The 22,745-nt window shown below is 72.2% G+C and carries 20 protein-coding genes; 7 read left to right on the top strand and 13 right to left on the bottom strand.

The features are described 5' to 3' along the window. Positions 1–136: 136 nt before the first annotated feature. The 7 genes from AB0H64_RS28910 to pgsA form a co-directional block, all read right to left on the bottom strand. Positions 137–1,849, bottom strand: coding sequence for an alkaline phosphatase D family protein (locus AB0H64_RS28910; protein ID WP_357630665.1), 1,713 nt, complete (start codon positions 1,847–1,849; stop codon positions 137–139). A 264-nt stretch (positions 1,850–2,113) separates the two neighbouring features. Further along, on the bottom strand, positions 2,114–3,046 hold the full coding sequence (gene pdxS / locus AB0H64_RS28905) for a pyridoxal 5'-phosphate synthase lyase subunit PdxS (protein WP_310712357.1): 933 nt from the start codon (positions 3,044–3,046) through the stop codon (positions 2,114–2,116). Between the two features lie 173 nt (positions 3,047–3,219). After that, entirely contained in the window at positions 3,220–4,239 is a 1,020-nt protein-coding gene (locus AB0H64_RS28900) for a DUF3048 domain-containing protein (protein ID WP_357630662.1), read from the bottom strand. Between the two features lie 64 nt (positions 4,240–4,303). Continuing rightward, positions 4,304–4,846 carry a hypothetical protein gene (locus AB0H64_RS28895; RefSeq protein WP_357630659.1) on the bottom strand — a complete coding sequence of 181 codons (543 nt, stop codon included), beginning with the start codon at positions 4,844–4,846 and terminating at the stop codon, positions 4,304–4,306. Positions 4,847–4,889: 43 nt separating this feature from the next. Then, positions 4,890–6,020, bottom strand: coding sequence for a glycosyltransferase family 4 protein (locus AB0H64_RS28890; protein ID WP_357630656.1), 1,131 nt, complete (start codon positions 6,018–6,020; stop codon positions 4,890–4,892). A 7-nt stretch (positions 6,021–6,027) separates the two neighbouring features. Next, positions 6,028–6,936, bottom strand: coding sequence for a phosphatidylinositol mannoside acyltransferase (locus tag AB0H64_RS28885; RefSeq protein WP_357630654.1), 909 nt, complete (start codon positions 6,934–6,936; stop codon positions 6,028–6,030). Next, complete coding sequence (gene pgsA, locus AB0H64_RS28880) at positions 6,933–7,535, bottom strand: phosphatidylinositol phosphate synthase (protein ID WP_357630651.1); 603 nt, start codon at positions 7,533–7,535, stop codon at positions 6,933–6,935. The genes AB0H64_RS28885 and pgsA overlap by 4 nt, the downstream gene beginning before the upstream one ends. A 268-nt stretch (positions 7,536–7,803) precedes the next feature. Here pgsA and AB0H64_RS28875 point away from each other — a divergent pair, with 268 nt between their 5' ends. Together AB0H64_RS28875 and AB0H64_RS28870 are read left to right on the top strand one after the other, a co-directional pair. Further along, entirely contained in the window at positions 7,804–9,912 is a 2,109-nt protein-coding gene (locus AB0H64_RS28875; RefSeq protein WP_357630677.1) for an elongation factor G-like protein EF-G2, read from the top strand. Positions 9,913–10,042: 130 nt separating this feature from the next. Then, complete coding sequence (locus tag AB0H64_RS28870; protein ID WP_357630649.1) at positions 10,043–11,599, top strand: family 10 glycosylhydrolase; 1,557 nt, start codon at positions 10,043–10,045, stop codon at positions 11,597–11,599. Between the two features lie 22 nt (positions 11,600–11,621). Here AB0H64_RS28870 and AB0H64_RS28865 read toward each other — a convergent pair whose 3' ends face one another. The 5 genes from AB0H64_RS28865 to AB0H64_RS28845 form a co-directional block, all read right to left on the bottom strand. After that, a complete protein-coding gene (locus AB0H64_RS28865) occupies positions 11,622–12,152 on the bottom strand; it encodes an HIT domain-containing protein (protein WP_357630646.1) in 531 nt (176 codons plus the stop codon). Between the two features lie 76 nt (positions 12,153–12,228). Further along, complete coding sequence (locus AB0H64_RS28860; protein ID WP_357630644.1) at positions 12,229–13,248, bottom strand: potassium channel family protein; 1,020 nt, start codon at positions 13,246–13,248, stop codon at positions 12,229–12,231. A gap of 93 nt (positions 13,249–13,341) precedes the next feature. Next, positions 13,342–15,306 carry a threonine--tRNA ligase gene (thrS, locus tag AB0H64_RS28855; protein WP_357630641.1) on the bottom strand — a complete coding sequence of 655 codons (1,965 nt, stop codon included), beginning with the start codon at positions 15,304–15,306 and terminating at the stop codon, positions 13,342–13,344. A gap of 64 nt (positions 15,307–15,370) precedes the next feature. Next, positions 15,371–15,976 (bottom strand): GH25 family lysozyme, encoded by a 606-nt coding sequence (locus AB0H64_RS28850; RefSeq protein WP_357630639.1) that lies wholly within the window; start codon positions 15,974–15,976, stop codon positions 15,371–15,373. A 49-nt stretch (positions 15,977–16,025) separates the two neighbouring features. Beyond that, positions 16,026–16,919, bottom strand: a complete 894-nt coding sequence (locus AB0H64_RS28845) for a TIGR03564 family F420-dependent LLM class oxidoreductase (protein WP_357630636.1) — start codon at positions 16,917–16,919, stop codon at positions 16,026–16,028. 120 nt (positions 16,920–17,039) lie between these two features. Between AB0H64_RS28845 and pgm the strand changes: the two genes are divergently transcribed. The 3 genes from pgm to AB0H64_RS28830 all read left to right on the top strand — a co-directional run bounded on the left by pgm (position 17,040) and on the right by AB0H64_RS28830 (position 20,782). Further along, entirely contained in the window at positions 17,040–18,677 is a 1,638-nt protein-coding gene (gene pgm, locus AB0H64_RS28840) for a phosphoglucomutase (alpha-D-glucose-1,6-bisphosphate-dependent) (protein ID WP_357630633.1), read from the top strand. Positions 18,678–18,819: 142 nt separating this feature from the next. Further along, positions 18,820–20,058, top strand: coding sequence for a hypothetical protein (locus AB0H64_RS28835; protein ID WP_357630631.1), 1,239 nt, complete (start codon positions 18,820–18,822; stop codon positions 20,056–20,058). Positions 20,059–20,074: 16 nt separating this feature from the next. Next, complete coding sequence (locus AB0H64_RS28830; RefSeq protein ID WP_357630628.1) at positions 20,075–20,782, top strand: DUF2786 domain-containing protein; 708 nt, start codon at positions 20,075–20,077, stop codon at positions 20,780–20,782. Between the two features lie 163 nt (positions 20,783–20,945). Here AB0H64_RS28830 and AB0H64_RS28825 read toward each other — a convergent pair whose 3' ends face one another. Then, complete coding sequence (locus AB0H64_RS28825; RefSeq protein WP_357630625.1) at positions 20,946–21,521, bottom strand: TetR/AcrR family transcriptional regulator; 576 nt, start codon at positions 21,519–21,521, stop codon at positions 20,946–20,948. Between the two features lie 84 nt (positions 21,522–21,605). On the opposite strand from AB0H64_RS28825, the gene AB0H64_RS28820 reads away from it, so the two are divergent. Both AB0H64_RS28820 and AB0H64_RS28815 read left to right on the top strand, forming a co-directional pair. Further along, entirely contained in the window at positions 21,606–22,013 is a 408-nt protein-coding gene (locus AB0H64_RS28820; RefSeq protein ID WP_357630622.1) for a VOC family protein, read from the top strand. Positions 22,014–22,114: 101 nt separating this feature from the next. Further along, entirely contained in the window at positions 22,115–22,732 is a 618-nt protein-coding gene (locus tag AB0H64_RS28815) for a metal-dependent phosphohydrolase (RefSeq protein WP_357630619.1), read from the top strand. Positions 22,733–22,745: the final 13 nt, after the last annotated feature.

Raw genomic sequence — 22,745 nt, 5'->3', positions numbered from 1 at the left:
CCGCCCCCGGGTTGTTCTTCCCCCACCCCTTTCCCCCCTCAACCATCCCCCCCCCGGCCCCCCCCCCGGCCGGCGCCCCCCCCGGCGGGCGCGCCGCGCCGGGCGCGCCCCCCCGCTCCTCGTGGGGGTCACGGGGTCAGGGGCGTTCGGTCTCCAGGCGGACCGTCTCCTCGATCGACGGGGCGCCGAGCGTGCGCGCCGCCGGGTCGAGCGGCCGCAGGTAGGTCTGCTGGACGCCGGGCACCCGGTCCTCGACCACGAACGTGGCCTTGGTGTGGACCTCGGCGCCGGGCCGGCGGACCTGCGGCACGACCTTGAAGTCGGCGGTGAGGGCGTCCCGCTCGATCTTCGTCAGCACGTAGCCGCGCTGGTTGTTGTAGAACTTCAGGTGCGGGTTGATCGTGAGGAACGGCTGCGAGGCGGGGTCGGAGTCGGCGCCGTCGCCGCCGGTGGTGATCGAGGTGGTGACCAGCTCGGAGCCGACCGAGGGCCCGGTCGGGTCGTCGTAGTCGAGCTTGAGGTCGCTGGCCCAGTGGGCGTGCACGTCGCCGGTCAGGACGACCGCGTTGCGCACGTCGGCGTCGACCCAGCCCTGGGTGATGCGGCGGCGGGAGGCGACGTAGCCGTCCCACGCGTCCTGGCTGGTGATCTTGGCGGGGCCGGCGTTGTTGTCGCGCTGGGCGAAGAACACCTGCTGGCCGATGATGTCCCACTGGGCGCGGGACTTGTGGAAGCCGTCGATCAGCCACGCCTCCTGCGCGGAGCCGGTGATCGACCGGTTGGGGTCGACGGACTCGGGGCAGTCGCGGTAGCCGTCGCCGCAGCCCTGGTCGTCGCGGTACTGGCGGGTGTCGAGCATGTGGAACGTGGCCATCCGGCCCCAGCGGATCCGCCGGTAGAGCTGCATGTCGATGCCGCGCGGGATCGAGGTGCGGCGTAGCGGCATGTTCTCGTAGTAGGCGCGGAAGGCGGCCTCGCGGCGGGCGAGGAAGTTCGGCTGCGGCACCTCGGGCTTCTCGGGGACTTCGTCGGCCCAGTTGTTGTCCAGCTCGTGGTCGTCCCACACGACCAGCCACGGCGCGGCGGCGTGCGCGGCCTGGAGGTCGGGGTCGGCCTTGTACTGGGCGTGGCGCTGACGGTAGCCGGCCAGGGTCTCGGTCTCGGGGCCCTCGTGGTCGCGGACGTTGCCGCCGGGGATGGTGTAGGTGTCGCGGGCGTACTCGTACTGGTAGTCGCCCAGGTGCAGCACCAGGTCGGGGCGCTCCTCGGCCAGGCGCAGGTACGAGGTGAACAGTCCGTGCTCGTACTGGGCGCACGAGACGAACGCCATGGTGAGCGGCACGCCGTACGCCAGCGGGTGGGGCGCGGTGCGGGCGCGGCCGACCGGCGAGACGTACGGGCCGACGCGGAAGCGGTACCAGTAGTCGCGGTCGGAGCTCAGGTCGTCCACCTCGACGTGGACGCTGTGTCCCCACTCGGGCGCGGCGACGGCGACGCCGGTGCGCACGACGCGGCGGCCCTTCTCGTCGGCGTAGACCTGCCACTGCACGGTGAACGGCCGCTGCGGCATGCCGCCGAGCCCGTCCTCGGCCAGCGGCTCCTGGGCCAGGCGGGTCCACAGCACGAAGCCGGAGTGGTCGGGGTCGCCCGAGGCGACGCCCAGGGTGAACGGGTCGGTCCGCAGGCCACGCGAGGCCAGCGACTGGGCGGTCTCGGCGGCGGGACCCCCAGTGGGACCAGACGCGGGGACAGGGGTGGGATCGGCGTGCGCGGCTCCGGCGGGGAGCGCCGCGGCGGCTCCGGCCGCTAACCCGGTGACGAGGAAGTGCCGCCGGTTGAGCTGGGACATGCGTGGCTCCTGGGACGATCAAGGGTGGAGGACGTCCCGTAGCCTGACCGAGCACTGTGACGCCCCGGTGAACGCCACACAACACGAAAAAGGCGACATCCTTCGCGGATATCGCCTTTTCGGAAATTTCCCCCCTGGAGACCGGCGCCCGCCGTGCAGGATCATGCCCTATGACGGCGGTGCGACCTGCTGCGACGCGCCGATGATGATCGACGCGCCGCGTCCGGCCACCCGTTCACCGGGCGGGGGCGGCCTCCGGGCGGGTCACCAGCCGCGCTCGGCCAGGCGGTGCGGCTGCGGGATCTCGTCGACGTTGATGCCGACCATGGCCTCGCCCAGGCCGCGCGAGACCTTGGCGACGACGTCGGGGTCGTCGTAGAAGGTCGTGGCCTTGACGATGGCGGCGGCGCGCTTGGCCGGGTCGCCCGACTTGAAGATGCCGGAGCCGACGAACACGCCCTCGGCGCCGAGCTGCATCATCATCGCGGCGTCGGCCGGGGTGGCGATGCCGCCCGCGGTGAACAGCACGACCGGCAGCTTGCCGGTGCGGGCCACCTCGGCGACCAGCTCGTACGGCGCCTGGAGCTCCTTGGCGGCGACGTACAGCTCGTCCTCGGGCAGCGAGGTGAGGCGCTTGATCTCGCCGCGGATCGTGCGCATGTGAGTGACGGCGTTGGAGACGTCACCGGTGCCGGCCTCGCCCTTGGAGCGGATCATGGCCGCGCCCTCGGTGATGCGGCGCATCGCCTCGCCGAGGTTGGTCGCCCCGCACACGAAGGGCACGGTGAACTGCCACTTGTCGATGTGGTTGGCGTAGTCGGCCGGGGTGAGCACCTCGGACTCGTCGACGTAGTCGACGCCCAGCGACTGGAGCAGCTGGGCCTCGACGAAGTGCCCGATGCGGGCCTTGGCCATCACCGGGATCGACACCGCGGAGATGATGCCGTCGATCATGTCGGGGTCGCTCATCCGGGAGACGCCGCCCTGCGCGCGGATGTCGGCGGGCACGCGCTCCAGGGCCATCACGGCGACCGCCCCGGCGTCCTCGGCGATCTTCGCCTGCTCGGGGGTGACGACGTCCATGATGACGCCGCCCTTGAGCATCTCGGCCATGCCGCGCTTGACGCGGGCCGTTCCGGTGACGGGGCCGGTGGCCGGCCCGGGGGTGGACGGGGCTTCGGGCGTGCTGCTGGACACGGTCTTCCTCACGAACTCTCTGGTCGGGCCTGCCGTGCCCGTCGCCCCGTCGCCGGGGATCGGGGCCGGCTGCCTCTCCTGCGCCTACAGTCAGTTATCAAACCCATGGTAGGTCCTGAACGGGCCCGCCCCCGACACACCACAATGTCATGATATTTCGGGATATTTGTACATCACGGAGTGACGGGCTTGCGGCTCGCCAGCGCGACCCACACCTGCCCCGGGGAGAAGTTCATCGGCTCGCCGCTCTCGGTCGTGAACGTCGTGCCCTCCTCCTCGGACTTCCGCTCCCACCGCGCCTTGTACGCCTTGCCGTCGCGCAGCACGATCGCCGAGCCCTTGCCGACGGAGTGGACGAGCGGCGTGTAGCTCTGGTTCTTGTCGTGGAACTCGGAGCGCTCGGTCTTGGTGTACTGCACCACCACCGTGGGCGCGCCGAGCTGGCCGCCCTCGGCCGCCATGTCCTTCTTGCCGTCCTGCCAGATCAGCCACTGCTTCTTCTCCTCCGACCAGGCGAAGGTGAAGCGCGCGCCGGGCCAGCGGACCGTGTACGACGACTTGTCCACGCCGCCCTCGGCCGGGGCGTCGCCGAAGGTGAACCCGATGTCCTTGGCCTTGCTCGCCTTGGGCGCCTTGGCCAGGAGCTGCTTGGTGTTGGCGAACAGGTTGTACGGGGCGAAGCGGCCCGGCTGGCGGAAGTACGCCCCGGGGGCGCGGCTGTCGGAGACGTCCCACAGCGAGGCCTGCGCGATGAACGGCAGCATCTTGGTCTGCGCGCCCGAGTAGGCGAAGGCCGGCTTGCCGAACTGCGGCACGATGTGCAGGTCGGAGATGCGGGCGCTGCGGACCGGGCCGACCTTGGGCGGGAGCTTGGACGAGAAGATCGCCATGAGCCGGGTCAGGCCGGCCTCGACCTGCTCGACGTAGACGATGTCGGCGCTCTTGAGACCGAGCTGCGGCTTGCCCGCGGCGGTGTTCTCGATCTTCACGGCGAGGACCGGCCTGAGCGCGCCGGCCGGCTTCCCGGTGAAGGGGTGCAGGTCCGGCTCGGCCACCGGCTCCTCGGCGGCCGGCGAGGAGGTGGCGGCCTGGGGGACCTTGCCGGGCGCGGGCTCCTCCGACGAGCAGGCCGCCAGGGGCGGCACGACGGCCGCTCCCGCCAGCGTCACGGCGATCAACCGGGATAGGCGCACCTGTACGACTCCTCCGCTTTGGCCCGGAAAATGGAAGAAGCTTACCGGCCGGGCCAAATCGGGGTCATTCAGTTGCCATAGCCGCCGGCGGATCGTCGTCGATCTCGAAGAACTCGGGGAACTCGGTGTGCCCGGCCAGGCGCAGGGTCCGGGCCAGCCAGCGCCGCTGGGCCGTGCGCGTGACGCCCACGGCGTTGTTGTAGAACCGGCGGGAGTAGACGACCTTGGCCACGGCCGCGTCGAGCTCCTCCAGCAGATCGGGGCCGCCCGGCGACTCCGACAGCTTCTCCCGGAACCGTTCCTGGTCCACGGCCGCGCGCAGCGCGCGCGACAGGTCGCTCTCGGCGTGCTCGCGCTCCTCCGGCCCGGCGATGCGGGCCTCGTGGGCCGCCGCGGCGAGCACCAGCGAGGTGGCGGGGTCGAGCAGCCGCGAGCCAGCCAGCTCCAGCACGACCCCCCGGCGGCGAACCAGCGCCGCGTCCAGCGCCTCGCGGGCCAGCTCCAGCCGGATGTGCAGCCGGTCCAGGCGGCCCGCCCGCCAGGAGACGTAGACGGCGGTGAGCACCACGACGATGCCCACGACCAGCACGATCAGGGTGGACGTCACAGATCTTCCTCCACGCGGCCGCCCACGGCCGGGACGTCTCGCGTCACAGGTCCTCCTCGACGCGGCCCGCGCCGGCCGTGGTCACCGTCTCGTACACCCGGACCACGTCGCGCGCCACCGTCGACCAGTCGTACTTGCGGACCGCCACCAGCGCCTCCTCGGCCAGCTTGGCCCGCCGCTCGGGGGCGTCGAGCAGCGCCGCGGCCTCGCGCGCCAGCGACGTGGGGTCGCCGTTGGCGAACAGCGCCCCGGCCTGCCCCTCCCCCAGCACCTTGCGGAACGCCGGGATGTCACTGGCCAGCACGGTCGCCCCGGACGCCATCGCCTCGGCCAGCACGATCCCGAAGCTCTCGCCGCGCGTGTTGGGCGCGCAGAAGACGTCGACCGAGTGGTAGGCGCGGATCTTGTCGGCCTCGCTGACCATGCCGAGCACGGTCACCCGGTCGTGGAAGTCCTTCGGCACCCGGTCGTAGACGTCCTTGGCGTCGCCCGGCCCCGCGAGCAGCAGCTTGAGGCCGGGCCGGGCGGGAGCCAGCTCGGCGAAGGCGTCCAGCAGGATCGGCAGGCCCTTGCGCTCCTCGTCCATGCGGCCGAGGAAGCCGATCGTGGACCCGTCGGGCCCCCACCCCTCCAGCGGCTCGGCGTCGGCGTAGCGCGCCACCGTCACCCCGTTGGGGATGAGCACGGTGTCGCCGCCGAACTGCTCGACCAGGCTCTTGCGCGCCGCGTCGGACACCGCGATGCGGCCGCTCAGCTTCTCCAGCGCGCTGCGCAGCAGCGGCTCGGCCACGGCGATCGCCCGCGAGCGGGAGAACGACGCGTGGAAGGTCGCCACGATCGGCCCCCTGGCCGCCCAGCACGCCAGCACCCCGAGGCTGGGGATCAGCGGCTCGTGGATGTGCAGCACGTCGAACTCGCCCGTGCGCACCCAGCGGCGCACCCGCGCCGCCGACAGGAAGCCGAACGACATCCGCGCCACCGACCCGTTGTACGGCACGGGCACCGCCCGGCCCGCGCCCGCCACGTACGGCGGCAGGTCCTCGTCGTCGGCGGCCGGCGCGATGACCGACACCTCGTGGCCCTGGGCGATGAGGGCCTGCGCCAGGTCGTCGATGTGCTGCTTGACCCCGCCCGGCATGTCCCAGGAGTAGGGACACACGATGCCGACTCTCATTGCGCCCTCATCGCGGGAGATCCTCCAGCCAGAGGCGTTGCAGCATGTGCCAGTCCTCCGGGTGGGCGGTGATGCCCTTCTCGAAGACGTGGGCGAGGCTCTGCGCCATCGCCGCCACCTTCTCCTGCCGGGTGCCCTCGGCGGGCACCGGGATCTCCTCGTGGATGTCGATGCCCCAGTCGTCGCCGTGGAAGTAGACGGTCGCCGGCAGCAGGGCCGCCCCGGTCTGCACCGACAGCAGCGGCGGTCCGGCCGGCATCTTGGTGTGGGCGCCGAAGAACTCGACCTCGACGCCGCTCCTGGTCAGGTCGCGCTCGGCCGGCAGGCAGACGATGCCGCCCCGCCGTACGCGGATGGCGAGGGTGGCGAAGTTGTGGCCGTCGCCGCCCGTGAGCGGCAGCACCTCCATGCCGAGGCCCTCGCGGAAGGCGACGTAGCGGCGGAACAGCGACTCGGGCCGCAGCCGCTCGGCGACCGTGGCGAACGGGTGGCCGACGCCGACCAGCCAGGCGCCCGCCTGGTCCCAGTTGCCCATGTGCGGCAGGGCCAGCACGACCCCGCGGCCGGCGGCGACGGTGTCGAAGATGTGCTCGCCCCCGGTCACGTGGGTACGCCGCACGACCTCCTCGACCGGCATGGACGGCAGCCGGAAGATCTCCTCGAAGTAGCGGAAGTAGGAGCGCATGCCCGCCCTGCTCAGCTCGCGCAGCTCCGGGCTGCCCGCGGCGAGCCCGGTCACCCGCGCCAGGTTGGACTCCAGGCGGAGCACGGACCTGCCCCGCCGCGCCCACAGCCGGTCGGCGGCGAACCGGAACGCGCCCCTGGTCAGCCGGCGCGGCAGCAGCGGGACCAGCCGCCAGCCCGCCGCGAACCCCGCGGCGACGGCCCTGTCGGTGACGGACGCCTTCTCGCTCATCGCTCCCTCGTCTGCCGGTGAACGTGGACCACGCGCTGCACCACGGTGACAGCGCTGGCCGCCGCGAGCAACCACATGCCGGCCGCCAGCACGTACGGCACGCCGAGCCCGGCGAGGAAGCTGGCCACCAGCGCCACCACGAGCCGCTCGGGCCGCTCGGCCAGGCCCACGTCGCAGGTCAGGCCCAGCCCTTCGGCGCGGGCCTTGGCGTAGGACACCAGTGTGCCCGCGACCAGGCAGAACAGTGTGACCGACGTCATCAGCAGGTCGTCGAGCGAGATGAAGTAGAGGATCAGCCCGCAGAAGATCGCGGCGTCGGCCACCCGGTCGAGCGTGGAGTCGAGGAAGGCGCCCCACGTGCTGCCGCCCCCGCCGCCGAGCCGCGCCACCACGCCGTCGAGCAGGTCGAACAGCACGAAAACGGTGATCACCAGTGCGCCGGCGGCCAGCAGGCCCAGGGGATAGAACAGCAGGGCCGCGACGACGGTGCCCAGAGTGCCGATCGCCGTGACGGTGTTGGGTCCGATCCCGTGGCGGACCAGGGCCCTGCCGAGCGGGGTGAGTATCCGGGTGACGGCCGGACGCAGGAGTTTCAGCATCGCGGTCCGATCGTAGGCCATCCCGGGCCCGGCCACTTTCTTTGCCTCACCCCCCTTGTGATATCCGCCACACGGGTATTTGGTGAACACACCGCGTCTGTCCATGCGGTCCTGTTCACCCTCCGCGCGGGCGCGGCGTTGGAACTCAACCGACGACACGGGAGAGGAAGCCCGGCCTGGTGCCTGGCCGCAGGTCAGGCCGACGGAGCGGGCCGGCTCGTCCCACGAGACCGGAGGCGATGTGGCGGACAAGAATCCCGGCGCGGCCATGGGAGCCGCGGGCAGGGCACCATCGGCCGACAGGGCGGACGCGATACGCAACGTCGTCCTGGTCGGCCATTCGGGAGCGGGAAAGACGACCCTCGCCGAGCAGCTCCTGACCGCCACCGGCACCGTCCAGCGGGCGGGCCGGGTCGAGGACGGCACCACGGTCAGCGACTTCGACGAGGTGGAGGTGCGCCAGCAGCGGTCGGTGAACCTGACGCTGGCGCCGCTGACGCACAACGGCGTGAAGATCAACCTGCTGGACACCCCCGGTTACGCCGACTTCGTGGGCGACCTGCGCGCCGGCCTGCGCGCCGCGGACGCCGCCCTGTTCGTCGTCTCGGCGGCGGAGGGCGTCGACGGGCTCACCCAGATGCTGTGGGAGGAGTGCGCCCGGGTCGGCATGCCCCGCGCCGTCGTGATCACCAAGATCGACCACCAGCGGGCCGACTTCGACGAGGTGCTCACCGCCTGCCAGGACGTCTTCGGTGACGGCGTCGCCCCCCTCTACCTGCCGGTGATCACGAACGGGCACGTGAACGGCCTGATCGGGCTGCTGTCACAGAAGTTCTACAACTACGCCACCGGCGCCCGGACGGAGAAGGACCCCGGAGCCGAGTACGAGAGCCGGATCGAGGAGCACCGGGGCGTCCTCATCGAGGGGATCATCCAGGAGAGCGAGGACGAGTCGCTCATGGACCGCTACCTCCAGGGCGACCCGATCGACACCAAGGTGCTGATCGAGGACCTGGAGAAGGCCGTCGCGCGCGGCAGCTTCTACCCCGTGCTCTGCTCCGGCGTCGGCGTCGGCGCCATGGAGGTGCTGGAGCTGATCACCCAGGGGTTCCCCTCGCCGCTGGAGCACCCGCTGCCCGAGATCACCACGGTCGACGGCAAGCCGGTCAAGGACGTCTCCTGCGACCCCGACGGGCCGCTGGTCGCCGAGGTCGTCAAGACCACGAGCGACCCGTACGTCGGCCGCATCAGCCTCGTGCGGATCTTCTCCGGCACGCTGCGCCCCGACATGACCGTGCACGTCTCCGGGCACGGCCTGGCCGAGCGCGGCCACGAGGACCACGACGTGGACGAGCGCATCGGCACCCTCACCTGCCCGCTCGGCAAGCAGCAGCGGCCCATCCCCAAGGCCGTCGCGGGCGACATCGTCGCCGTCGCCAAGCTGTCGCGGGCCGAGACCGGCGACACGCTGTCGGAGGTGGAGCGGCCGCTGCTCATGACCGCCTGGCAGATGCCCGACCCGCTGCTGCCCGTGGCGATCCAGGCGAGGTCCAAGGCCGACGAGGACAAGCTGTCGCAGGCGCTGGCCCGGCTCGTCGCCGAGGACCCGACGCTGCGGCTGGAGAACAACCCCGAGACCAAGCAGCTCGTCCTGTGGTGCATGGGCGAGGCCCACACCGACGTCCTGCTCGACCGGCTGTCCAAGCGGCACGGCGTCGAGGTGGAGCGGGTGGAGCTGCGGGTGCCGCTGCGCGAGACGTTCGGCGGCAGGTGCCAGGCCATGGGCCGCAACGTCAAGCAGACCGGCGGCCACGGCCAGTACGCCATCTGCCACATCGAGGTCGAGCCGCTGCCCTCCGGCGGCGGTTTCGAGTTCGTGGACAAGATCGTGGGCGGGGTGGTGCCGCGGCAGTTCATCCCGTCGGTGGAGAAGGGCGTGCGGGCCCAGATGGAGCGCGGCGTCGTGGCCGGCTACCCGATGGTGGACGTGCGGGTGACGCTGTACGACGGCAAGGCGCACTCGGTGGACTCCTCCGACATGGCCTTCCAGATCGCGGGGCAGCTCGCGCTGAAGGAGGCCGCCGCCAAGGTGTCGACGCTGCTGCTGGAGCCGGTGGACGAGCTGTCGGTGCTGGTCGCCGACGAGCACGTGGGCTCGGTGATGTCCGACCTGTCGTCCCGGCGCGGCCGGGTGCTCGGCACCGAGCCGGTCGGCACGGGTCACACGCTGGTCAAGGCGGAGGTGCCCCAGCTGGAGATCACCCGGTACGCGATCGACCTGCGGTCCCTGTCGCACGGGACGGGGACGTTCACGCGCACGTTCCTGCGGTACGAGCCGCTGCCGTCGCACCTGGCGGGCAAGGTCGCCGCCGAGTGAGGGCCGGGGAGGCGTGCTCCCCGGGGCACGCCTCCGACCCCTCACATGCGCTTCCTTCACTCCGGCATCACGAATCGATTTCTCTTTTCGGGCCGGAGCATCCGGGAGGCGATGCGAGACTGGGGGCATTATGCGAACCGGACGCCCTCTGCTCGCCGCCGCCGCGCTGGCCGTCCTCACCACCGGCGCCGCCTTCCTGTTCGGCCCCGGCCCCGGTGAGCCGCCCGCGGCGGGATCCGCCAGGAAGAAGACGACCGGCACGCCCGTCGCGGCCTGCACGGCCGACGCCCGCTACCCGAAGCGGCAGCTGCGTGGCCTCTGGATCGCGACGGTCAAGAACATCGACTGGCCCTCCCGTACGGGGCTGACGCCGGAGCGGCAGCGCGCCGAGTACGTGAAGCTCCTCGACGGGGCGGTCAGGCTGCGGTTCAACGCCGTCTTCGTCCAGGTGCGGCCGGCCTCCGACGCGCTCTACCGCTCGGCCATGGAGCCGTGGTCGCAGTACCTGACCGGCACCGCGGGCAAGGACCCGGGCTGGGACCCGCTGCCGTTCCTGGTCGAGGAGGCGCACAAGCGGGGTCTGGAGTTCCACGCCTGGTTCAACCCGTACCGCGTCGCCGACGACACGGACCTGAGCAAGCTGCCCACCTCCCACCCGGCGCGGCGCCACCCCGGCTGGACGGTCACCTACGACGGCCGCCGCTACTACAACCCCGGTCTGCCGCAGGTGCGCGAGCACGTCGTCAAGGTCGTCACGGACGTGACCAGGCGCTACGACGTCGACGGGATCCACTTCGACGACTACTTCTACCCGTACCCCGGCTCCGGCGGCACGTTCGACGACAAGGCGGCCTTCGCCAAGTACGGCAAGGGCCAGAGCCTGGCCGACTGGCGGCGCCAGAACGTCAACACGTTGGTCGCCGAGGTCGACGCGGCCGTCCACGCGACCAAGGGGTACGTCAAGTTCGGCATCAGCCCGTTCGGCATCTGGCGGAACAAGGCCCAGGACCCGGCCGGCTCCGACACGACGGGCATGTCGGCCTACGACAGCATCTACGCCGACGCCCGCGCCTGGATCAAGGCGGGCACGGTCGACTACGTGCTCCCGCAGCTCTACTGGCCGCGCGGCTTCAAGGCGGCCGACTACAAGGTGCTGGCGCCGTGGTGGGCGCGCCAGGTCAAGGGCACCGGCGTCGACCTGTACATCGGCCAGGCCGTCTACCGGGTCGGGGCGCGCGACGACAAGGCGTGGACCCGGCCGGGCGAGCTGTCGGCGCACCTGACGCTCGACCGCAGGTACAAGCAGATCGACGGCGACGTCTACTTCAGCGCCAAGAACGTCATGGGCGACCCCCTCCGAGCCATGAGCCGCCTGGCGGCCGGCCACTACGCGCGGCCCGCGCTGCTGCCGCTGATCAAGGAGCGCGGCGGCTCCGCCCCGGCCAGGCCGGCGGGCCTCAAGGCGGCGGGCGCCGCGCTGACGTGGACGCCGGCGCAGGGGGCGCGGTCCTACGCGGTCTACCGGCTGCCCGGCTCGGGCGCCGACTGCCACACCACGGACGCCCGCGACCTGGTGGCCGTGGTCACCGCGCCGTCGTTCACCGCTCCCCGGCCGGGAACGTACCTGGTGACGGCCCTGGACCGGCTCCAGCACGAGAGCGACGCGGCCACGGTCACGGTGCGCTGACGCCACTCCCTGGAGCCGTGGGTCAGCCCCAGGCGCTCGCGAGGAGGTCGCGGGTGTCGCGCAGGAGCTGAGGGAGCACCTTGGTGCGGGCCACCACCGGCATGAAGTTGGTGTCACCGCCCCAGCGCGGCACCACGTGCTGGTGCAGGTGCGCGGCGATGCCCGCGCCGGCGACGTCGCCGAGGTTGAGCCCGACGTTGAAGCCCTGCGCGCCCGACGCCTTGCGCAGCGCCCGCAGCGCCCGCTGGGTGAACTCCCCCAGCTCCAGCACCTCGGCCCGGTCCAGCTCGTCGTAGTCGGACACGTGGCGGTACGGCACGATCATGAGGTGGCCCGAGTTGTACGGGTAGAGGTTGAGCACCGCGTAGACGACCTCGCCGCGGGCCACGACCAGGCCGTCCTCGTCGCTCATCCGCGGGATGGCGTCGAAGGGGCACCCGTCGCCGGGGCCCGTGCCGGTCGGCTTGCCCTCGCCCTTGATGTAGGCCATGCGGTGCGGCGTCCACAGCCGCTCGAAGTTGTCGGGGTCCCCCGCTCCAGGCTGATCGTGCATATCTAGCAGCATAGGGCTCCCTCCCGGATGCGCCCCTTCCCGTGGCCGCCGAACGCCCCGGCTCGCCGCGTCGCCGCTACTCCGGAGAGTGGACCCGGATGACGACCAGCCGGTCGCCCGCCTGGAGCGTGGCGGCGCGCGGGTCGGCGTAGGTCAGGATCTCGCGGCCGCGCACCACGGCCAGCACGATCTCGCCGGCCGCCTGCGGGGGGCCGTCCGTCTCGCCGGCGCGCACGTCCCGCTCGTAGAGGTCGAGGCCCTTGCCGTAGACGAGGAAGTCCTCGATCAGCGAGCTGACCGCCGGGCTCTGGGTGGCCACGCCCAGCATGCGGCCGGCCGCGTCGGACGAGGTGATCACCACGTCGGCGCCGCTCTGCCGCACCAGGGGGTCGTTCTCCGCCTCGCGCACGGCGGCCACGATCGTGGCGGTCTCGTTGAGACTGCGGGCGGTCAGGGTCACCAGCGCCGTGGTGTCGTCGCGCTGGGTGGCGATGATGACCTCCCTGGCCGTGTCCAGGCTCGCGCGCCTGAGCACCTCACTGCGCGTGCCGTCGCCCACGACACCGGTGAAGCCGTCACCCGCGGCCTCCTCGATCGCCGTCCTGCTCGGGTCGACCACGACGATCGAGTCCTTGGGCCGCTCGCTCTCCAGCAGGGTGCGGATGGCGGCCCGGCCCTTGGTGCCGTAGCCGACGATCACCGTGTGGTCTCGCAATCTGGCTCTCCATCGCTGGATTCTGATGGCGTCACGCGTGCGCTTGGTGAGCACCTCCAGTGTGGTGCCGACCAGCACCACGAGGAACGCGATGCGCAGCGGCGTGACCGCCACGATGTTGACGACCCGCGCCTCGGTGGTGACCGGCGTGATGTCCCCGTAGCCGGTCGTGGAGAGCGACACCGTGACGTAGTAGAGGGCGTCCAGCGGGGACACCGCTCCGTCGGCGTTGTCGCGGTAGCCTTCGAGGTCGATCAGCACCAGCGCGTACATCGCCAGCAGGATGAGCAGCGCGACGGCCATCCGGCGCAGCACCGCCCGCATCGGGCTCAGGGCGGGGGAAGGCAGCCGCACCCCGAGTTCCGTCTCGTCCTCCTGCATACGGCTGATCGTAGTGGCCGGCCGCGGGACGCCCGGCCGGATGACTCCGGCCGGGCGTCCGGTTACGCTGCTCGCCGCACCCGCTCGTGCGGATCAGACCTGGATCCGGCGCTCCACCGCGGAGACGATCTCGTCGACCGCGTCGTCCACCGGCACGCCGTTCTTCTGCTCGCCGTTGCGGTAACGGAACGAGACCGCGCCGTTGGCGATGTCGTCGTCACCGGCCAGCAGCATGAACGGCACCTTGGCCTTCTGCGCGTTGCGGATCTTCTTCTGCATGCGGTCGTCGGCCGTGTCGACCTCGATCCGGATGCCCCGCTCGCGCAGCCGCTTGGCGAGGTCCTGCAGGTAGGGGGCGTGGGCGTCGGCGATCGGGATGCCGACCACCTGGACCGGGGCCAGCCAGGGCGGGAAGGCGCCCGCGTAGTGCTCGGTCAGCACGCCCAGGAAGCGCTCGATCGACCCGAACAGCGCCCGGTGGATCATGACGGGTGTCTGCCGGCTGCCGTCGGCCGCCTGATACTCCAGGCCGAAGCGCTTGGGCTGGTTGAGGTCGAGCTGGATGGTCGACAGCTGCCAGGTGCGGCCGATCGCGTCCTTGGCCTGCACAGAGATCTTCGGGCCGTAGAAGGCCGCGCCGCCCGGGTCGTCCACCAGCTCCAGCCCCGACTCGGTGGCCACCTGGTGCAGCGCCTGGGTGGCCTCCTCCCACTCGGCCGGGTCGCCGATGAACTTGTCGGAGTCGTCGCGGGTGGACAGCTCCAGGTAGAACTCGTCCAGGCCGAAGTCGCGCAGCACGCTCAGCACGAACCGCAGCAGCGACTTGATCTCGTCGGCCATCTGCTCGCGGGTGGTGTAGATGTGCGAGTCGTCCTGCGTCATGCCGCGCACCCGGGTCAGGCCGTGGACCACGCCCGACTTCTCGTAGCGGTAGACCGAGCCGAACTCGCACAGCCGCAGCGGCAGCTCACGGTAGGACCGCCCGCGCGCCCGGAAGATCAGGTTGTGCATCGGGCAGTTCATCGGCTTGACGCGGTACTCGGTGCCCTCCAGCTCGAAGGCCGGGAACATGTCGTCGGCGTACCACGGCAGGTGGCCGGAGGTCTCGAACAGCGACGACTTGGTGATGTGCGGGGTGTTGACGAACTCGTAGCCGGCCTCGGCCTGCCGGCGGCGCATGTAGTCCTCCATCTCCTTGCGGATGATCCCGCCCTTGGGATGGAAGACCGGCAGGCCGCTGCCCAGCTCCGGCGGGAAGCTGAACAGGTCGAGCTCCGCGCCGAGCTTGCGGTGGTCGCGCTTCTCGGCCTCCTCCAGCAGCTTGAGGTACTCGTCCTGCTTGTCGCGGGACTCCCAAGCGGTGCCGTAGATGCGCTGGAGCTGCGGGTTCTTCTCGCTGCCGCGCCAGTAGGCGCCGCCGGAGCGCATGAGCTTGAAGGCGGGGATGGACCGGGTGGACGGCACGTGCGGGCCGCGGCACAGGTCCTTCCAGCGCAGGTCGCCGCTCTTGGCGTCGAGGTTGTCGTAGATGGTGAGCTGGCCCGCGCCGACCTCGACGGACTCCTCGTCGGCGGCGCCGCCCTTGAGCCCGATGAGCTCCAGCTTGTACGGCTCGCCGGCGAGCTCCTGGCGCGCCTCGTCGTCGCCGACGGGGCGGCGGGAGAACAGCTGCCCCTCCTTGACGATCTCCCGCATGCGCTTCTCGATGCGCTTGAGGTCGTCGGGCTGGAAGGCGTGCTCGACGTCGAAGTCGTAGTAGAAGCCGTTGTCGACCGGCGGGCCGATGCCCAGCTTGGCGTCGGGGAACAGCTCCTGGACCGCCTGCGCCATGACGTGGGCGGTGGAGTGGCGGACGATGGCCCGGCCCTCTTCGCTGGAGATGTCGATCGGCTCGACCACGTCGCCGTCGGCGAGCTCCCAGGCGAGGTCGCGCTGCTCGCCGTTGACCCGGGCGGCGATGACGGTGCGGCCGTCGGCCTCGAGCGCGTCACCGGCCGTCGTGCCGGCCGCCACCACACGCTCGGCTCCGGCGCGGGTGATGTGCAACTCGGCTGACACGGTGGCTCCCTGATGCTAGGCGCCGGGTGGCCCGGATGGCGTCCGGCGGTGATGGACACCGATGCTATCGCGGGTGATACCCCAGCCTGGTCAGTGCTTGGCGGCTGCCGTCGAACACGTTGCGGTCCACGGGCCGGCTGGAGTACTGGTGGATCGTCCACTCCGCCCACGGCGACGGCACCTGCGGCGCTCCGCGCGGATGGCTGGGGCTGGCGATCCACAGCGGGTAGTCGCCGAGCCCGGCGCAGTGGCCGCCGTGCGCGAAGTTCGGGAACGTGTAGACGAACGGGCGTATGCCCGCGTGCCGCTCGACGTAGCGGCACCAGCGGCGGGCGTGCCGGGCGACCTGCTCGGGCCGCAGGCCGTCGCTGGTCTCCAGGTCGATCGCGATGAGGTCGCCGCGGCGCAGCCCGCCGGCCTCGCGCAGCGTGGCGAGGAAGTGGCGGGCGTGCTCGGCGGGGTCGCCCTTGGGCCGGGCGAAGTGGTAGGCGCCGCAGACGACCCAGTTCTCGCGCATGCCCTGCCAGTTGCGGCTGAAGAACTTGTCGGTGAAGTCGCCGCCCTCGGTGGCCTTGGCGAAGGCGAAGGCGACGCCCTCCCCGGCGTGGTGGGCCCAGTCGACCCGGCCCTGCCAGTTGGACACGTCGATGCCATGCAGCAAGCGCTTCACCTTGCGGAAGTCTAGGCGGGCGCCTCCCGGCGGGGCCCCCGACGCGCCGTCAGAGGAGCCGGCGGAGCAGGGCGAGGGTGCGGTCGCGCTTGGAGTACGGCGAGGCCACGAAGTCCGTCACGCCGGCCCGGCGCAGCTCCTCGATCTGGCCGCGCACGGAGTCCTCGTCGCCCACGATGGCCACCTCGCCGGGCCCGGACACGCCCTCCTTGTCGAGCATGGCCCGGTAGGACGGGAGCTGGCCGTACGTGGCGAAGACCTCGTCGGCGCGGGCGCGCGCGGCGTCGGCGTCGTCGGTGACGCAGACGGGCAGCATGCAGACGACGCGCGGCCGGGAGCGGCCGGCCTCCTCGGCGGCGGCGGTGATGGCGGGCACGACGTGCTCGGTCACGGTCTTGGGGCCGGTCATCCACAGCACGGTGCCGTCGGCGCGGGAGCCGGCCAGCTTGAGCATGCGCGGCGCGAGGGCGGCGATGAGGACCGGCAGGCCGGCTCCGGGGGTGCTCAGCCGGATGTCGGCCTTCAGCGTCTCGCCCTCGGCGCGGACGTGCTCGCCGCGGACGGCGGGCAGCAGGATGTCGAGGTACTCGGCCATGTGGCGGGCCGGGCGCTCGAAGCTGTAGCCGAACATGTTCTCGATGACGACCTGGTGGGACAGGCCGATGCCGAGCACCAGCCGCCCGCCGAGCGCGGCGTTGGCGGTCATCGCCTGCTGGGCGAGCGCGGCCGGGTGGCGCGGGTAGGTCGGCACGACGGCGGTGCCGAGCTCGATGCCGGGCGTGCGGGCGCCCGCGACGGCCAGGGCGGTGAGCGCGTCGAGGCCGAAGATGTGCGAGAGCCACGCCGAGGCGAAGCCGTCGTCGCGCGCCGCGGCGATGCTGTCGCCCAGGTCCTTGAGCGGATCCGGTCCCGTGGTCTCGTTCAGCAACAATCCGATGCGCATGGCCACCGAGCTCCATTCTGGTCTGGTGATCGCGAGTCTAACCGCGGGGACCGGGACGGTCCGCCGCGCGACACGGGAGATCGCCGGGGGGCGCGCCGGAGGCGTTTGTAAGGTGGGAACATGACCCACGATCGCGCCGGACAGCCCGCTCAGCCCGCCGACCTCGTCGACGTCGCCCGGCTGGTCACCGCCTACTACGCGCTGCACCCGGACCCCGGTGAGGTGGGGCAGCGGGTGGCGTTCGGCACGTCCGGGCACCGCGGGTCGGCGCTCAACACCGCCTTCAACGAGGACCACATCGTGGCCACGACCCAGGCGATCTGCGAGTACCGCGCGGCGCAGGGCACCGACGGGCCGCTGTACCTCGGCGCGGACACGCACGCGCTGTCCGAGCCGGCCCAGGTGTCGGCGCTGGAGGTGCTGGTGGCCAACGGGGTGGAGGTGCTGGTGGACTCCCGCGACGGCTACACGCCGACGCCGGCCGTCTCGCACGCGATCCTCACCCACAACCGCGGCCGCTCGTCCGGCCTGGCCGACGGGATCGTGGTCACGCCGTCGCACAACCCGCCGGCCGACGGCGGCTTCAAGTACAACCCGCCGAACGGCGGACCGGCCGACACCGGCGCCACCTCGTGGATCCAGGACCGGGCCAACGAGCTGCTGGCCGGCGGCCTGGCCGGGGTGCGCCGCGTGCCGTACGCCAGGGCGCGGCGGGAGGCGGGCCGCCACGACTTCCTCGGCGCGTACGTGGACGACCTGCCGTCGGTGGTGGACCTCGACGCGATCCGCGCGGCCGGGGTGCGGATCGGCGCCGACCCGCTGGGCGGGGCGAGCGTGGCCTACTGGGGCGAGATCGCCGATCGGCACCGGCTGGACCTGACCGTGGTCAACCCGCTGGTGGACCCGACGTGGCGGTTCATGACGCTCGACTGGGACGGCAAGATCCGCATGGACTGCTCGTCGCCGTACGCGATGGCGTCGCTGATCGACGCCCGCGACCGCTTCGACATCGCGACCGGCAACGACGCCGACTCCGACCGGCACGGCGTCGTGACGCCCGACGGCGGGCTGCTGAACCCCAACCACTACCTCGCGGTCGCGATCTCCTACCTGTACGCCCACCGCGACGGCTGGCCGCGGGGCGCCGGGGTGGGCAAGACGATGGTGAGCAGCTCGATCATCGACCGGGTGGCCGAGTCGCTGGGGCGGCGGCTGTTCGAGGTGCCGGTCGGGTTCAAGTGGTTCGTGCCGGGGCTGCTGGACGGGTCGCTCGGGTTCGGCGGCGAGGAGAGCGCGGGGGCGTCGTTCCTGCGCCGCGACGGGTCGGTGTGGACGACCGACAAGGACGGCATCATCCTGGCGCTGCTGGCCTCGGAGATCGCGGCCGTCACGGGCGAGTCGCCGAGCGCCCGCTACCGCGAGCTGACCTCCCGCTACGGCGAGCCCGCCTACGCCCGGGTGGACGCGCCGGCCACCCGCGAGGAGAAGGCGGTGCTGGGCAGGCTGTCGGCCGACCAGGTGACGGCCACGGCCCTGGCCGGGGAGCCGATCACGTCGGTGCAGACGCGGGCCCCGGGCAACGACGCGGCGCTCGGCGGGGTGAAGGTGTCCACGCAGAGCGCCTGGTTCGCGGCGCGGCCGTCGGGCACCGAGGACGTCTACAAGATCTACGCGGAGTCGTTCCGGGGGCCGGAGCATCTGGCCGAGGTCCAGCAGGAGGCGCGGGCGCTCGTCTCGGAGACGCTCGCCGGGGCCTGAGGCTGACGGGATGCATGACAAGCTTCGATAAACATGGGCAAAATGGGGCGGCAGCGGCTGTTTGGCGTACAAGATGGCGACATTCTGCAATGATCTCGTCGTTGGACCGCCGGAGTATGTAGCCCCCCACGGACAGTGACTGATGCCCACATTCGAGGAAATAGCCGCCTTCGTCACGGAAAAGCCGTTCGCCACCGCTGTCATCGCGCTGCTGGTCCTGGCCGCCCTGGGCCTGGCGTTCCTGCTGGTCCGCGTGGCGTGGCGGGCCGGCGCGTTCCTGGTCGCCCGCTACGTCGCGCCGCGTCCCGTCGAGGACATCCTGACGGTCGTGGCCGCGTCCATCGCGACCGGCGTGTCGGCGCAGGGCATGTGGCGCTTCTCCGGTGACGTGCTCGGTCTCGACGGGCCGCTGCGGCTGCTGCTGTTCGCGTTCATCGAGGTGGCCATCATCACCTCGGCCGTGCGCGCCCGCCGCAACATGCGCGAGAACTTCTCCGCCGGCATCGACGGCATCGCCGTGTGGGCGCTGACGTGCCTGACGGCGGTGCTGTCCAGCATGGACGCCCGCAGCCTGCCCGAGGCGCTCTTCCGGCTCGCCGCGCCGCTGGTCGCCGCCTGGCTGTGGGAGCGCGGCATGGCCATCGAGCGGCACCGCATCCGCGGCACCGGCCGCATCAACTGGCGGCTCACCCCCGAGCGGCTGCTCGTCCGCATGGGGCTGGCCGAGGTGAGCGACCGCACCGCGAGCGAGGTGGACGCGCACCGGCGGCTCACCCGCGTCGCGCTTGCCGCCAAGAAGGCCAAGGCGCTGCGCGAGGGCGGGGCGTCGGAGCGCAAGCTGCGCGCCGCGCTCGCCCGGCTCGACAAGGCCATGGACCAGGCCGTCGAGCACACCGGCCTGGCCGTCGACCCGGCCCGCCAGGAGGCGCTGCTCGCCCAGATCGCCGCGCTGTACAACACCACGGCGCTCATCGACGCCGACCCGCGCGTGCCGTGGGAGCCGAACGCCGACCACCATCCCGTCCCCGCCCGTCCCGCCCTGCCGCCCGCGCTGGCCGAGCTGGTCGAGGACGAGGACGAGGACGTCACCGTGCTCGACGCCACCCCGCAGGTCGTCGACACCGCCCAGCGGGCCGCGCTCATGCGGGCCGCCCGCGACTACTGGGACCGGCAGATCGCCAAGGGCATCGTGCCGCGCACGATCGACATCGCGCAGCAGATCGGCATCTCGCTGGCCACCGCGCGCCAGTATCGTGCCCTGTGGAAGCTGGAGCCGGAGGCGCACGCCCTCATCGAGGCTCTGTACCAGCAGCACGGCATCGTCGACACAGGAGCCTTCCCGGCCCTCGGCGCCGACGGGCGGGTGCTGGCCAAGTCCTGAGGGCGCGGGGGGCCGGTTGAGGGAGCGCACGCTGGAGCGGGTCAGGAAGCTCCTGGCCAAGGCCGAACGCACCGACAACGAGCACGAACGCGCCACGTTCATGGCGGCGGCCTCGGCGCTCATGGCCAAGTACGGCATCGACGCCCTCGACCCCGATGAGCCGCGCCAGGCGCCCGGCGACCGGATCGTCACCCTGCCCGCCCCGTGGGCGCGGGAGAAGGCGCGCCTCGTCGGGCTGGTCGCACAGGCCGTGCGCTGCCGGCCGCTGCTCATCGGGCGCGGTGACGGCGGGCACCGGGTCCACATCTTCGGCTTCGCCGCCGACCTGGAGCGGGCCGACCTGCTGGCCACGTCGCTGCTGCTGCAGATGGCCTCCGGTCTGGGGCGCACCCGCCCGCCGGCCGAGGCCGTCGCGGCCCGCGCCTACCGCCGCTCGTGGATGCTCGGCTTCGCCGACGAGGTGTACCGGCTGCTGCGCGAGGCCGAGGAGCGGGCGGAGGCCGACCACCTCGACGGGAACCCGGCGGGCGCCGGCACGGCCCTGATGCTGGCCGACCGGCGGGCGGAGGTGGAGCGGGCGGTCGCGGCGCGCTACCCGCGGATCCGGGTGACGGTGCCCCGGATGAGCGGCACCGGCTACCACGACGGGGCCGCCGCCGGTCGCCGCGCCGACCTGGGCCGCACCCGCGTGCCCGGCGGCCCCTCCGCCGAGCTGACCCGCTGACGGCCGCACGGCGGCGAGCCGGGACGGGCCCTCTGGAGCCTGTCCCGAAGTATGTGATCAACGGCGTGTCGTGGCCGTGAGCAAAGAGGTCTCCGACAGAGGGTTCATCGACCAAGAAGGGGTGACCGCGTTCCTGGACGTGTGCTGACATTCCCGATGTGCTCTAGCCGCGCAGGGCATCGAGCAGGCGCGACAACGCCGCCTGGGTGTCGGCCAGCTCGGCCGGGGCGGACTGCGCCACCCACAGGGCGGCCTCGTTCATCGCGCCCGACAGCAAGCGGGCCAGCGGCGCGACTGGCTGGGCGGGGATGGCCCCGTCCACGACGAGGGCGGTCAGGGCGTCGGTCAGGTGCCGGACGCTGGTCGCCTCGTCGATCGCGCGCCACTCGTTCCAGCCGAGCACGGCGGGACCGTCGATCAGCATGATCCGCTGCACCTCCGGATCGGCGCCGGCCGCGACGAACGCCGCACACCCCGCCTTCAGCTGCGCCCACGGGTCGCCCTGCGCGTCGGCCGCCGCCGCCACCCGGTCGGCCACCTCGCGCTGCACCTCCTCCAGCACGGCACGGAAGAGGTCGGTCTTGCCGCTGAAGTGGTGGTAGAGGGCGCCCTTGGTGACGCTGGACTCGCCGACGATCTCCGCCAGCCCCACCCCGGCATAGCCCTTGGCCGCGAACAGGCGCCTGCCCGTGGCGAGCAAGGTGCGGCGGGTGCGTTCCTTCTGCTCCGTCCTGGTCACTCTATCCCCTTTGACATACCGACGGTATCTCAAATAGCGTACTCCCGCATACCGCTGGTATGTGAACGGATGAGGAGGAAGCACATGAGGCTGAGCAGCGTGTATCCGGTGCTGTGCACGGCCGATCTCGCCGCGTCCAAGGACTTCTACGTCCGGTTGTTCGGTTACGAGGTGACCTTCGAGGCCGACTGGTACGTCAGCCTGCGCCGGGGACCGTACGAGCTCGCCCTGCTCGACCATGAGCACGCGACGCTTCCCCCCGCCTACCGCCGACCGGTCGCGGGACTCCTGATCAACTTCGAGGTCGAGGACGTCGACGCCGAGTGGGAACGCCTGGTCGTCCGCGAGGGCCTGGCACCCGAACTGCCGCTGCGCGACGAGGACTTCGGCCAGCGCCACTTCATCGTCGCCGACCCGAACGGCGTCCTGGTGGACGTGATCACACCGATCCCGCCGTCGCGGGAGTACGCGGCGCAGTACGCGTCCTCGTAAGAGTCGGCGCTCGCGATGGAGCGGCTCGGCGGCGGCGGCCGCGAAGAGGACCGACCGCCGAGCCCGAGTCCGTCCGCCAGGACACTCCTAGGATGAGGCGCATGGACGACGGCTGGACGGAGCTGGCGGGCCGCTCCCCCGCGGCGCTGGCGACCCGGGCGGAGCTGGTGGCCCGCTGGAGCGAGCCGCACCGCCGCTACCACACGCTCGACCACCTGACCGCCGTGCTGGCCGCCGCCGACCGGCTCGCGGGCGCGGCGGACGATCCCGTCGCGGTGCGCCTGGCCCTGTGGTTCCACGACGCCGTGTACGACGGCCGGCCCGGCTGGGACGAGGAGCGCAGCGCCCAGCTCGCCCAGGCCCGGCTGCCCCGGTGCGGGGTGCCGCCCGCGCGGGTCGCCGAGGTGGCCCGGCTGGTACGGCTGACGGCCGCCCACGACCGGGTGGCGCCGGGCGACGCGAACGGGGAGGTGCTGTGCGACGCCGACCTGGCGGTGCTGGGCTCCCCGAGCCGGCAGGCGTACGACGAGTACGCGGCGCGCGTCCGGCAGGAGTACGCGCACGTGGCCGACGAGCCGTTCAGGGCGGGCCGGGCCGCCGTGCTGGGGCGGCTGCTGGCGGCGCCGCGGCTGTACCGGACCCCCGTGGCGTACGAGCTGTGGGAGGAGCGGGCGCGCGCGAACCTGCGCGCCGAGCTGGAGTCCCTGTCGGCGGGCTAGAGCTCAGGGCTTC

Source organism: Nonomuraea sp. NPDC050733, from assembly GCF_040654215.1.
Lineage (GTDB): Bacteria > Actinomycetota > Actinomycetes > Streptosporangiales > Streptosporangiaceae > Nonomuraea.
This window is presented reverse-complemented; position numbering and strand designations above follow the sequence as displayed.